The sequence below is a fragment of the Rhodoplanes sp. Z2-YC6860 genome, assembly GCF_001579845.1.
In the GTDB taxonomy this organism is placed as follows: Bacteria; Pseudomonadota; Alphaproteobacteria; order Rhizobiales; family Xanthobacteraceae; genus Z2-YC6860.
The window spans coordinates 916,707-929,452 of record NZ_CP007440.1; the positions used below are offsets into that span (position 1 = coordinate 916,707).

At 66.7% G+C, this 12,746-nt stretch carries 13 protein-coding genes; 1 reads left to right on the forward strand and 12 read right to left on the reverse strand.

Annotated elements, in window-relative coordinates; all coding sequences use genetic code 11:
- Positions 1-2: 2 nt before the first annotated feature.
- The 12 genes from RHPLAN_RS04235 to RHPLAN_RS04290 form a co-directional block, all read right to left on the reverse strand.
- On the reverse strand, positions 3-230 hold the full coding sequence (locus RHPLAN_RS04235; protein ID WP_068014131.1) for a recombinase-like helix-turn-helix domain-containing protein: 228 nt from the start codon (positions 228-230) through the stop codon (positions 3-5).
- 63 nt (positions 231-293) lie between these two features.
- Entirely contained in the window at positions 294-1,319 is a 1,026-nt protein-coding gene (locus RHPLAN_RS04240; RefSeq protein ID WP_198164703.1) for an MBL fold metallo-hydrolase, read from the reverse strand.
- Positions 1,320-1,336: 17 nt separating this feature from the next.
- A complete protein-coding gene (locus RHPLAN_RS04245; protein WP_198164704.1) occupies positions 1,337-2,332 on the reverse strand; it encodes a PDR/VanB family oxidoreductase in 996 nt (331 codons plus the stop codon).
- Positions 2,333-2,339: 7 nt separating this feature from the next.
- On the reverse strand, positions 2,340-3,830 hold the full coding sequence (locus RHPLAN_RS04250; protein WP_068014133.1) for an aldehyde dehydrogenase: 1,491 nt from the start codon (positions 3,828-3,830) through the stop codon (positions 2,340-2,342).
- 9 nt (positions 3,831-3,839) lie between these two features.
- Complete coding sequence (locus tag RHPLAN_RS04255; protein WP_198164705.1) at positions 3,840-4,673, reverse strand: aspartate dehydrogenase; 834 nt, start codon at positions 4,671-4,673, stop codon at positions 3,840-3,842.
- Entirely contained in the window at positions 4,670-6,376 is a 1,707-nt protein-coding gene (locus RHPLAN_RS04260; protein WP_068014134.1) for a thiamine pyrophosphate-binding protein, read from the reverse strand. The genes RHPLAN_RS04255 and RHPLAN_RS04260 overlap by 4 nt, the downstream gene beginning before the upstream one ends.
- A 15-nt stretch (positions 6,377-6,391) precedes the next feature.
- Positions 6,392-7,183 (reverse strand): SDR family oxidoreductase, encoded by a 792-nt coding sequence (locus RHPLAN_RS04265; protein ID WP_068030574.1) that lies wholly within the window; start codon positions 7,181-7,183, stop codon positions 6,392-6,394.
- A 10-nt stretch (positions 7,184-7,193) separates the two neighbouring features.
- Positions 7,194-8,045 (reverse strand): IclR family transcriptional regulator, encoded by an 852-nt coding sequence (locus tag RHPLAN_RS04270; protein ID WP_237180045.1) that lies wholly within the window; start codon positions 8,043-8,045, stop codon positions 7,194-7,196.
- Positions 8,042-8,857, reverse strand: coding sequence for an alpha/beta fold hydrolase (locus RHPLAN_RS04275; protein WP_068014135.1), 816 nt, complete (start codon positions 8,855-8,857; stop codon positions 8,042-8,044). The genes RHPLAN_RS04270 and RHPLAN_RS04275 overlap by 4 nt, the downstream gene beginning before the upstream one ends.
- Positions 8,854-9,714 (reverse strand): ABC transporter permease, encoded by an 861-nt coding sequence (locus RHPLAN_RS04280; protein ID WP_084244283.1) that lies wholly within the window; start codon positions 9,712-9,714, stop codon positions 8,854-8,856. Before RHPLAN_RS04280 ends, RHPLAN_RS04275 begins: the two co-directional genes overlap by 4 nt.
- A gap of 18 nt (positions 9,715-9,732) precedes the next feature.
- The gene (locus RHPLAN_RS04285; RefSeq protein ID WP_068014136.1) at positions 9,733-10,710 is read right to left on the reverse strand and encodes an ABC transporter substrate-binding protein; all 978 of its coding nucleotides are present in this window, start codon (positions 10,708-10,710) and stop codon (positions 9,733-9,735) included.
- A gap of 43 nt (positions 10,711-10,753) precedes the next feature.
- Positions 10,754-11,554: an ABC transporter ATP-binding protein gene (locus tag RHPLAN_RS04290; protein WP_237180046.1), complete on the reverse strand. Its 801-nt coding sequence runs from the start codon at positions 11,552-11,554 to the stop codon at positions 10,754-10,756.
- Between the two features lie 234 nt (positions 11,555-11,788).
- Here RHPLAN_RS04290 and RHPLAN_RS04295 point away from each other — a divergent pair, with 234 nt between their 5' ends.
- Positions 11,789-12,727, forward strand: a complete 939-nt coding sequence (locus tag RHPLAN_RS04295) for an IclR family transcriptional regulator (RefSeq protein ID WP_198164706.1) — start codon at positions 11,789-11,791, stop codon at positions 12,725-12,727.
- Positions 12,728-12,746 lie beyond the last annotated feature (19 nt).

Below are 12,746 nucleotides of genomic sequence, written 5' to 3' on the forward strand. Positions count from 1 at the left end.
GGTCAGACTCCGAGCTCGTGCATCACGGCTTTGAAGTTTTCTGCGGTCCATTCGCCGCCGCTGGGCGGCCGCACGCGGGACTGATTGAGGCCCGCCACGACTTCGTCGAGCTCCTGGGCGCCTTTGGTGAACACGGCCTCGATCGCGTTGGCGAGTTCGAGTTGCCAGGCGTTCGGCTCGCCCGTCCGCGTTTGGCGCGGGCTGAGGTAGGGAAAATGATAATCCGACATCGGCGCCTCCTGCTTTTGCTGTCGGCCGGATCGCGCGACGCGCGACGTAGCCGCACGTGGTCCCTATCGGTTCCCGGGCCTCGCCGGCGATTCCGTGACGACGGGTTGATCGCCGATGGTGATCGTCATCAGATCGTGGCCGACCTGCAGCGGCCCATCGTATACCGAGCGGGTTCGCGCAACCAGATCCTCGACACGCGCGTCGCCGTTCAATCCGATGTGACTGTACACCGCGAGCCGGGGTCGCGCTTCGGCGAACACCTTCGCCGCATCCTCCGGCGATGACAGATGCTGATAGATGGCCTGATAGGCCGGGATGCGTTTCAAAAGGTCGTCCGGGATCACGGTGACGCAGTGGATGAGAAGGTCGGCGCCCTTGCCTTGCGCCGCCACCTCGGCGCTGTAGCGGGTGTCGCCCGACAGCACCACTTTGTGCCCGCTGTATTCGATGGTGTAGCCGTAGCTCGGTGTCACGAGCCGGCCATGATCGTTGGCGAACGCGGTCACCTTCACGCCGTCCACGTCATAGATGACGCCGGGCTGCACCTCGTGCGGATCGAACGCGATGCCCTCCGCGGGGTCATGCTCGTCTTCGCTGCGGATTTCGATGTCGCGGCTGAACGCCTCGGTCAGTCCCTTGGTCAGCTTGGCGACGCCCGGCGGACCATAGATCTCGAACGGCTTGTCGCGATGGCCGTAGGGTGGTCGCAGCCAGCCGGTCAGCCAGAGATCCGGCAGGCCCACCAGATGGTCCGAATGGAAGTGCGTCAGGAAATGCGCGTTGATTTTGCCGAATGGAATCTGAAGCTCCGCGAGGCGGATGGTCAGGCCGCGTCCGAAATCGAAGACGAGCTTCTGGCTGCCGGCTTCGACCAGCGTGCTATAGCCGAACCGCTCCGCCGACGGCACCGGCGTACCGGTGCCGAGCAATGTCACCCGGAATTCGCCCTGGGCAGCACTCGGCGCAGCGCTGGCGAGCGTGAGCGCGATCGCGGCGCAGGCCGTGCGCACAGCGGACCACAGTGTCCGACGTGGCGACGGCTGCGCCGAAACCTGGTCGATACGGGGTGGTTGCTTCACTGTCGTCACGGATCGCGATCCTTGTCTCAAACGTCCAGCACCAGCCGCGGGCCCTTGGAGCGGGACACGCACACCATCATCGTGGCGCTGGCGGCGCGCTCCGACGACGACAGAATGCTGTCGCGGTGATCGACCTCGCCGGAAATCACGCGCAATTCGCAGGTGCCGCACACGCCTTGCTCGCAGGAGCGCGGGACCTCGATGCCGTTCTCGCCCAGCACCTCCAGGATCGACTTGTCGGCCGGCACCGTCACGGTGATCCCCGACTGTTGGCACACGACCTCGAAGCTGCCGTCCGGCTGGTCGGACGCGCGGCTCCGCGGCGCGAACCATTCGAAGTGAACGGTGCCCTCGGGCCAGTCCTTGGTGGCTTCCTCGACCGCGGTCATCAGGCTTTCGGGGCCGCAGCAATAGACCACAGCGTCCTGCTCGACGGTGCTGAAGCGCTTGGCCACATCAAGCCGGGTGCCGGCCTCGGACGAATGCAGCGAAATCTCGCCGCCGATCGTCCTGATCTCGGCCAGGAACGGCGCGTCCTGGTTGCGCTTGTTGCAGTAGATCAGCGTCCATGGCCGGCCCTTGGCGCTCGCTTCGCGCATCATCGGGATGAACGGCGTGATGCCGATGCCGCCGGCGACGAAGATGTAGTGCTTGGAATCGACCAGCGGAAAATTGTTGCGCGGCGTGCTGACGGTCAGCAGTTCACCGGGACGCAGCGCCTTGTGCACGAAGGTCGACGACAGGCCGCCGGAAATGGCGCGGATGCCAAGCCGATAATGCGAGGTGTCGTTCGGATCGCCGCACAGCGAATACTGCCGCAGAGTGCCATTGGGCAGCTTCAGGTCGATGTGCGCACCCGGCTCGAAGGGCGGCAGCGGACCGCCGTCGGCCGCGGTCAGTTGCAGCGACAGCACGCCGGGCGCTTCCCAGATCAGCGCGCGCAGGCGAACCTGCAACGTCTGTTCCCCGGGGCGCGGTGCCGCCACGGTCGATGGCTTGTCTGCGTTGACCATCTCGCTCATCGCAGCCTCACAGCGATTTCTTCGCCCACGGGTGCGGCGCCTGGCTCAAGTCGCAATAGAGCGACTTCTGCGCCATCCAGGCGCGGATGCCGTCCCGCCCTTTTTCGCGCCCGAGCCCGCTGTCCTTGGTGCCGCCGAACGGCGTTGAGATCGAGAACTGCTTGTAGGTGTTGATCCAGACGGTGCCGGTGTCGATGGCCCGCGCCACCCGCCAAGCCTTCGGGAAGTCGCCGGTGTAGATGCCGCAGGCAAGGCCGTAGCTGTTGTCGTTGCACTGGCGGATCAGGTCGGCTTCGTCGTCGAACGGCAGAACCGCGAGCACCGGACCAAACACCTCATCGCGACACAGGCTGGCGGTGTTATCGAGCCCAGCGATGATGGTCGGCAGGTAGTAAGTGCCGCCGGCATAGTCAACGCCGGCAGGCCGTTCGCCACCGGTCAGGATCACGCCGCCGTCGTCACGGGCGCGTTTGACATGGCCTTCCACCTCGTCGCGGTGCTTCGGCCGGATCAGCGGGGCGACCTGAGTCGCGGCTTCGAATGGATGCCCGACATGCAACCGCTTGGTGGCAGCGACGAGCTTGGCGACGAAGGCGTCGTAGATGCTGCGCTCGACGAACAGCCGCGAGCCAGCGATGCAGGACTGGCCCGTGGACGAGAAGATGCCGAACATCACGCCGGCGCATGCGACATCGAGATCGGCGTCGGCAAAGACGATGGCCGGCGACTTGCCGCCGAGTTCGAGCGAAACCGGCATCAGCTTGTCGGCGGCCTTGCGGGCGATGTCGCGTCCGGTTTCGGTGCCGCCGGTGAACGACACCTTGCGGATGGCGGGATGCGTGACCAGCCGCTCGCCGACGATCGAGCCGGCGCCAGGCAAGGTCGAGAACAGCCCTTTCGGCAGGCCGGCGGCTTCGATCACCCGCGCCAGTTCGAGACAGACCAGCGGGCTCCACGACGACGGCTTGAGCAGGATCGCATTGCCGGCCGCGAGAGCCGGCGCCACCTTTTGCGCGTCCGATGCGATCGGCGAATTCCACGGCGTGATGCCGGCGGTGACGCCGAGCGGTTCGTACACCGACATGGTCAGGAAGTTGCCGCGCGACGGTGTCAGCGCATCTTCCATGGTCTCGAGCGTCGCCGCCATGTAGCGGAAGGTGCCGGCGGCGCTCATCGCGAGCGCGCGCGTCTCGGTCAGCGTCTTGCCGGTGTCGCGCGACTGGACCTGCGAGATGCGGTCGGCGCTTTGCGCGATGCCGTCTGCAATCCGATAGAGATAGGACGCGCGCTCGTGCGGCAGCAGGTGCCGCCATGCCGGATCGGCCGCGGCGTCCTGGGCGCGCTCGATGGCGAGGTCGACGTCCTCCAGCGACGCGCCGGGCAGGTGGGCGTTCAGCGAGCCGTCGGCGGGGAAGTTCGAGGTGATCTCGGCGCCGCGGCCGCGCCGCCATTCGCCGCCGATGTAGAGCTTGTCGTGCTGCAGGGTCGGTTGATCCATCGCGGCCTCCTAGATGACGACCGTGCCGACGCGGTTGAGCAGTTCCCGCGCCACGCTGTAACCCGCCATCAGCGATGTCTTCGGGTTGTCGGGGGACGGCCGGCCTTCGAGCTTGATGCTGAAATCGCCGCAACCCGACCGCACCGCGAATTCGTGCACGTTGCGGCTGACGCCCGGGTCGGCGACCAGCCGCACCCGCGTGGCCTCGAAGCCGATGCCGGCGAGCCCGAGCGTGGCGGCGACGTTGGCGTTGAACGGATACTCCTGCGCGGCGGCTCGCGCCGTGCCTTCGAAGAACGTCACCGGCTCTTTGAGGCCCGCCAGATCGACCAGCTTTTCGGCCGGCGTTCCGCGCCAGGCATTCGGCGGCTTGCGGCCGGTGTACACCACCGATTCCAGGCCGGACAGCCGCGCCGCAACCAGCGCGTCGATGCCGCCGATCGCGCCGGACACGAGCACGAGCCGGCTCTTGCCGTTCTTTGCTGCGCGTTCGAGCTTGTTGAAAAGCGCGTCGTCCGAGAGCGAGCCGATCGACACGACGATCAGGTCACATCCCGCGTCGAGGATCGGCGGTCCGAACTCCTGCACAGCCGTGTGCGAGGCGCATTCGGCAACCACCTGCGGCTTGTCGTCGAGGAATGCAGCGAGGTCGGTCCGAACCACGCGCGACTTCGCGAGGCCATCGCCCAAACTGTCCAGCAGCGCCGTTGCCTGCGACGCGAACGCAGGCGGCACCAGGATCGAGGTCAGCGCCAGAGGCGCCGCCTGGTCGCGCGCGAGCGTGGAGAGCGCCACCTTGGCGATACCGCCCGCTCCGATGATGCCGAGTCGTTGCAATGTCATGATGCTGGCTTTCCTGCGGCGCCGGCCGGCGGGCCGGCGAAACTCTGGCTGAACGGACCGATCGCCACCATGTCGATTTCGATCAGGCATGGGCCTGGCGTGTCGAGCGCGCGTTGCAGCGTCGCGCTGAAATCGCCGATGTGGCGCACCAGCATGTGAGGCAGACCGACCGCTTGGCAGACCAGCGCGAAATTCGGCGTCAGGATGTCGGCATAGACATGCCGGCCTCCGTACTGTGCGTCCTGGATGTTCCGGATCACACCGTAGCCGCGGTCGTTCATCAGGACGAAGACGAGATTGGCTTTCGACTCGACCGCTGTTGCAAGCTCGCCGATCATCAATTGCGAGCCGCCGTCACCGAGCAGCGTGATGGTCTTGGCCGGAACGCCGGCCAGCGCGGCGCCGATCCCCATGGCGATGCCCTGGCCGATGCCGCCGCCCAGCGCGTGCACGCCGAGATGCGGCGCCGCGAGGCGGACGTAACGGTTGCCGAACGTGCTGTTGGAGATGGTGACGTCGCGCACCCACGGGCGTGCCTCGTCATGGACGCGGCGGCTGAGCTCGTCGGCCAGCGGACCGTAGGGGCCAAGGCCGGCGCGAAGCGCGGTTTCGCCGTCGCGGCGCGCGGCGGCGAAGCTTTCGAGAAAGGCCGCATCGGTGTCGAGCCGCGCCGGCAGGCGGCTCAACAAGCCTTCGAGAGCAAGCCGCGCATCGCCGTTGATGAACATATCGACCGGGTAGTTGCGCGCGCCTTGTCCCGGCTCGGCATCGATCTGCACCAGCGGGGGCAACACCATGCGATTGTTTTTGGTCTCGTTGCCGCGCAGCCGCGAGCCGACCACGATCATCAGATCGGATTGGCGGTAGATGGCCTCAGCTGCTGGCGTCATGTTGAATGCGCCCAGGCTGTGGCCGTGACTTTCCGGCACCACGGCGCGGCCCTGTGTGCTGGTCACGATGCCGAAGCCGCGATCGGCCAACGCCTTCGCCGCTGCCGCCGCGCCCCGCGCGCCGCCGCCGAGCCAGAGCATCGGCCGCCGCGACTTCAGCACGCGCTGCGCCAGCGTATCGAGCTGCGCGCCGTCGGGCACCACCGCCGGGATGGCGGGCACCCCGGACAGGGTGCGTGACGGGATTTCGGTCCGTTGCACGTCGACCGGGATTTCCAGCGTGACCGGCCCGGTCGGGGCGGTGAGCGCGTGTCGCACGGCGGTCAGCAATGTCTCGATCGCCGCCGCGGGTTCCCAGATGCGCAGATACGACTTGCTGATCGCCTTCAGCATGTCGGGCTGGCGTGGCACGTCATGGATGGCGGCACGGTCGCGATCGACGAACTCGCGGTCGACCTGGGTGGTGATGTGCAGCACCGGCGAGCCTGCGGTCAGCGCCTCGACCTGGGACCCGGCTGCGTTGCCGGCCGCGGTGCCGGTGCTCGTGAAGCAGACGCCGATCGAGCGCGACACCCGGGCGTAGGCGTCGGCCATGTTCATGGCGCCGGCCTCGCCGCGCGCCGGCACGAAGCGGATGCGGCCCTGCCGTGCAATCGCGTCGAGGATCGGCATGTTGTGGATCGAGATGACGCCGAAGGCGGTGGTCACGCCCATATCGGCGAGCGCGCGCGCGATGGCGTCGCCAACGGACTCTTGCGCTGGGGCTTTCGAGACCGAGGTCGCGATCGGCGGTTTGGCTACGGAAACGTTCATGGCTTTGATCCGAAGTTAAATATGGCGGGACACGCCGCCCGAGATTTCAAGACTGGCCCCGGTGATGTAGCTCGCCGCAGGCGAACCGAGGAAAACGATAGCGCGAGCAGGCTCGTCGGGAACGCCGAGGCGCTGCATCGGGATTTCTTTCTCGCGCGCCAGCGCCGCAAACCATTGCTCGCGGCTCTGCGCCTTGTCCGCGCGAGCCTCGAAACGCCGCTGCCATTGGCCTGAATCCACCAGTCCGAGCAGCACAGAATTGACGCGAATGCGCGGCGCGAGTTCGATGGAGAGCGACTTCAGCAGGCTCTGCACGCCGGCGCGCGCCGCCGAGGTGCACACCATGTGAGCCTCGGGCTGGATTGAGAGCAGCGAATTGACGCCGACGATGGCCGGCGCATCGCTGGCCTCCAGCAGGGAACGGAACGCCCGGATCGGCAGGATCTGGCTGAAGAACTTCAGCTCCAGCTCCTCGCGCCATTGCGCGTCGGTGGTCGATGCGAATGTCGACATGCGCCCCTGACCGGCGTTGTTGACCAGGATATCGACGCGGCCGCCGCTCCATGCGCCGACCTCGCGGGCGAACGACGCCACCGCTGCGGCGTCGAGCACATCGCAGACGCTGGCCAACGTGCCGCCCGGCCGGACCGCATCGAGCTCGGTCTTCGCAGCGGCCAGCCGGTCCGCATTGCGACCACAGATCGCAACCTTGGCGCCGTCCGCGAGCAGCAGCTTTGCGGCGGCAAGCCCGATGCCGGAACTGCCGCCGGTCACCACTGCCACACGCTCGTTCAGTCCAAGATTCATGCTCTGCCTCTCATGCGCCGTGGCCGGCCGCAGCGGGACCACGCGAATCCGGCTCGGAGCCGAGCCAGCCGAGGCGCCGGGAAATCTGCGCCGTCGCAGAGCGGACCGCTGCTTCGATCTCGGCGCGACGCGCGGGGCCGGCAAAGTCATCGGAATGGCCGCTGACGTTGAGGGCAGCGACCGGTGCGCCCGTCACGTCGAACACGGCCGCCGCAACCGAACTGATGCCGGCTTCATAGTTGCCATCGCTCCAGGCCAGGCCACGGGCGCGATCCATCTCGAGCTGGGCGTGCAGCTTGGCAAGGGTGACGGCGGTGTGGGCGGTCACCGGCTTGAGGGTCGAGCCGGAATAGAGCCGGTCGACGCGGGCCGGCGGCAGGTTGGCCAGGATGATCCGGCCCATGTTCGCCGCGTGCGCGGGCAGCCGGCTGCCGACGCGGATGTTGCTCGCAAAGGCGTGGTTCGGCACGCGCCGCACCAGATAGACGATCTCGGTGCCGTCGAGGACGCCGAGATGGGCGGACAGGCCGAGCTTCTCGGCGAGCTCCGTCAGCACAGGCACCGAGGTCTGCACCAGATCCTCCGAGAAGAACGCCTGCGCGGCGAGGCCGATCAGGCCGACGCCGATCCGCCAGCCGGTCCCTTCGGGGCGCGGCTCGATGAAGCGCTCGGTGTGCAGCGTGTGCAGCAAGCGAAGCAGCGTGGTGCGGTTGATGCCGAGCTCACGTGCGGTCCGCGAGATGTTGGTCACCGCGTCGCCTTCGCCGATATGCCGCAGCAACCGTGCCGCACGCTGCACCGGCGGCGAGGCGTAAGTGTCGTCGGCCTGCTCAACCGGTGCATCGTTCATCGTGTCGTTCATGCGAGCTCCGACAGCAGGCGTGCCACGGCGTCCGGCTGCTCCTGTGGCACGGCGTGGCCGGCGCCGGAGACTTCATGGAAGGCCGCAGCTTTCGGGAACGCCGCACATGCGGTGCGCGCATTGTCGGGCGGAGTGATGACATCTTTGGAGCCGACCGCCACCAGGGCGGGAGCGGTGATGCGAGCGATGTCGGCCAGGAGATCGCCGGCGCCGAGTGCACGAACGGCCTGGGCATATCCGGCCGGGTTCACTGCGGACATCGCGCTGCGGACCGCTTCGACCACGCGCGGATGCCGTTCGGGCTCGCCGACCAGGCGCGCCGCCCGCTTGGCGGCGAATGCGGTCGGGCCGAGCGACTCGATCTCGTCGATCCGCGACTGCACCGTCGGCGGCAGTGGCGCGCCGGCGGCAACGCGATAGCCAAGCGCAGGCGAGAGCAGGGCAACCGCACGCACCCGCTCCGGGTAAGCGGCGGCGAAGCTTGCCGCGAACAGGCAGCCCAACGAATGACCGACCACCGTGGCCGACGCGATCGCAAGCTCGTCGAGCATCGCCTTCAGCGCCTCGGCATAGTGCCGGGGTGCCGGCGCGGGCGTTGCCAGGGCGCGCGAGCCGCCATAGCCGGGCGCGTTCCAAGCCAACAGCGGCCGGGAGGCGCCGAGCGCGGACATCAATGGCTCGAAGCTTTGGGCGTTGCTGCCGATGCCGTGGAGCAGCACCAAGGTGTGGGCGCTCGATCCCGGCTGGCGCAGGTATTCGATGCCGGCGGCTTCGCCGCGCTCGATCGCCGGGTTCTGCACGAGCAGAGTCATGATTGAACCTGTGGCGGCGCTTCAAGCGCGCGTGGCACGTAGTGCAGGACACGCGTCTCGATGCTGGTGACGGCCCAGTACATGACGATGCCGATCACCGTCAGCAGCAGGATGGCGTCGAACACCATCGCGGTGTTGGCTTGGCCCTGGCCGAAGCTGATCAGATAGCCGAGACCGATTTCGCCGCCGACCAGTTCGCCGACGGTGATGCCGATCACCGCAAGCGTTGCGCCGATCCGCAGGCCGGCCATGAGGTTCGGCATCGAGAACGGCACCATGACCTTCCAGAAGATCTTGGCGGGACTCATGTTGTAGGCGCGCGCCAGGTTGACGAGGTCGCGATCCATGATGCGCATCGCCTGCAGCACGTTGACCAGGATCGGGAAGAACACGACCAGGATGGTCACGATCAGTTTCGGCCACGCGTTGTAGCCGAACCACAGGATGAACAGTGGCGCGAACGCGACCTTGGGGGCGATCTGCAAGGCGAGGATGTAGGGGGACAGCACCCGTTCCCATGTAGGCAGCAGACCGAGCGCATAGCCGAATATGGCACCCAGCAAGCCGCCGAGCACGAAGCCGAGAATCGACATCGATGCGGTCGAGATGAAATGGGTGAGCAGGTTCTCCTGCTGCCACATCCGCACGCCCTCATCCCAAAGCTCGCTGACGCGCGGGATGATGAATTTCGGAATGCCGAGCGCCGGCGGCAAATACTGCCAGGCGATCAGCATCACGACCGCCAACGCCAGGCTGGCCATCGGCACGGCGGCGTTGCCGCCAAAAACACCCGCGCCACCTCCGCTGCGAGCGGCGGCCGGGGTTGCGCCGACGGTCTGGTTGGCTTGGTCGGTCATGGTCGGCGTCCCATCCGGTTAGCTGACGAACTCGTTGGTGTAGAGATCAGCGACCGGCACGGCGGTCTTGATGATGTTGTTTTCGACGTAGAACGACTGCACCGTCTTCAGCCGGGCCGGATCGAATTTGCCGAGGGCCGATGCCGGCTGGGTCGCGTAGACCTGCGTGACGTAGCGGCGCAGGATGCGCTCGATCTCGACCTCCTTGCCGGTGTGCTGCGGCGTGGCTGCGACGTAGTCGCGGGCGGCCGCGGCGGGATCGGCCATACAGTCGCGAAGCGACTGCATGACCGCCTTGACGAAACCGCGCACCACCGCCGGCCGTTCCTTGATGACCTTGTCGGACGCGAGGATCGCCTGCGCCATGGCCGGCAGGACCGGCTCGATCGGGAAGTAATCCAGCGCGATCCCGGCGGATTCGATGGTGTCGGCCCATTCCGGCACCGCGACGATGCCGTCGATGCTCTTGGCGATCATGAGCTGGGTGACGCCGGCGGGGCCGACCGCCTGAACTTCGAGGTCCGAACGCTTGAGATTGGCCGATGCCAGCACGGCGAGCAGCGCGTAATAGCCGGTGTCCTGATAGCCGATCACGCCGAGCTTCTTGCCGCGCAGATCGGCCAGGGTCTTGATACCGCTTTCCTTGCGGGTGACGAGCTGAAACAGCGGATGCGAACCGAGCAGCGCGACGCCGCGCACCGGCAGATCGTTCGGCCGCACGATCATCGAGGTTTCGCCAACGCCACCGCCCATGTCGACGTTGCCGGCGCCCACTTGCGTGGCGACGTCTGCGCCGCCGCGGCCGGTCCGATACGTGACCGCGAGGTTGTTGTCGGCGAAGTAGTTGCGCTTGACCGCGAGCTGGAACGGAATGAACGCGGGCAGGAAGGACGGTGCCGGGAACAGATACGTCACCGGCTCGGGTGCGGCCAGTGCCGGCCGGGCCACGGCCGCCGCCATCATGCCGCCGATCGCGGTCCGTCGGGTGATATGCATGGTGTCTCCTTGCGCTGAAGTGCGTTGATCTGGCGCGAGCGCGTTATGCGTCGAGCCGGTTGTCGATGTGCAATGCGTCGAACAAATGCGCGACGATCTCCGCCGCGCGCGGCTTGGCGGCTCGCGCGATCGGGTTGCTGCGGTCGGGCAAGCCGACGATGATTTCCTCGACGACGCGGCCGGGACCGTCGCTCATCACCAGGATGCGGTCGGACATCGCGACCGCCTCGGCAAGATCGTGGGTGATGAGAAGCGTGGTCAGGCCGGAGCCGGCGATGGTTTCGGCGAAGCTCTTCTGGATGATCAGCTTGGTCTGCGCGTCGAGGGCGGAAAACGGTTCGTCGAGCAGCACCACGGTTGGATCGATCGCCAACGTGCGCGCCAGCGCGGCGCGTTGCCGCTGACCGCCGGAGAGCTGGTAGGGGTAGCGATCGGCAAAATCGACAAGACGGCAGCGCTTCAATTCCCGCTCGGCACGGGCGCGCCGCTCGCTGGCGCTGATGTTGCTGGCCTCGAGTCCGAACTCGATGTTGTGCCGCACGGTGCGCCACGGCAGCAGCAGATCCTTCTGCAGCATGAAGCCGACGTGCGAACTGGGGCCGGTGACCTCGGTGCCGTTGAGCCGCACGGTGCCTTCGCTGGGACGGTCCAGCCCGGCGACGAGGTTGAGCAGCGTGCTCTTGCCGCAGCCTGACGGTCCGACGACCGAGACGAACTCGCCCTTGTCGACATGAAGGCTGAGGTTTCGGACGGCGGTGAAGGGCGGTGCGCCTCGCGCGCGCCCTGGAAAGCGCCGGGCCACGTTGTCGAGTGTGAGAACATTGGAAACGAATGCGTCCATCATTCGACCCGCGTCTGTTCAAATATGAACTATATGTTCACATTTTATACAGTCAACCAAATGTTCACCTCTGAGTCAATCCCAGCAAGGAAGCAACCTTGGCGGGCAAGAAGTCGCACCGGTTGGTCCATCGGGATGAACCGTGGAGCCGGATCGCGCCACTCGTGAAATTGGAGCTTGCCGACGTTTGTTTCTTATGCTATACGTTGTTTAGCTAATTAAACATGCGTTGTTTTCGTGGCCGAGCACCCTCAAGACGAACATCTCCAGGACGACGAGTCTCGTCCATCAGACGGAGCGCAAGCCGCGCCGGCCGGCGATGATTCGCGGCAATCGGCGCCCGGCTCTGGGCTGACGGTCGATAAAGCCGCGGATGAGCGCTACCTAGTGCCGGCGCTGACCCGCGGTCTCGAAATCCTGTCCATCCTGTCGGGCGAGAGGCGCAAGCTGACGCTGTCGGAGGTGGCGGCCACGCTCGGCGTGACCCGGTCGTCGGCGTACCGGCTGCTCTATACGCTGGGACATCTGGGCTTCGTCGATTACGACGCCGGCAGCAAGAGCTATCAGCTCGGGCCGCAGGTTCTGAACCTGGGGTTCGGCTATCTCGCCTCGCGTGATCTGGTCGAGGTGGCGATGCCGCATCTGCTTCGGCTGCGCGACCGCACCGGCTGGTCGGCGCACCTCGGCGAACTGCACGGCAGCGAGGTTGTCTATCTGGCGCGGGTGGCAACCCGCCGCGCGATTTCCAGCACCATACATGTCGGCACCCGGCTGCCGGCGCGTGCCACCACCATGGGCCGTGTCCTGCTGGCAGGATTGTCGGAGCGCGAGATCCGCGACCTTTATGATCGCGAGTCCGCCGTGCAGCCGCGCGGCGGCGGGATCGCTCAATTGATCGAGCAGCTGGCCGCCGATCGTGCACGCCGTTTCGTGGTCCAGAACTCGATCTACGAGCCTGGCGTTGCGAGCGTCGCGGCGCCGATCGTCGACGCCAACGACCGCACCATCGCTGCGGTCAATATCTCGGCGGTCGCGATGTTTACCGATGACGCCGAACTCAACGGACTTCTGAAGACCGAGGTCGTGGCGGCCGCCGAAGCGATCTCGCGCGAAATCGGCGGCGACAAGGCGCTTGCCGGACTTTCGGCGCGCTCGGACTTTCGCAAGAGCAACTGAACTCGAAACCAACGAAACG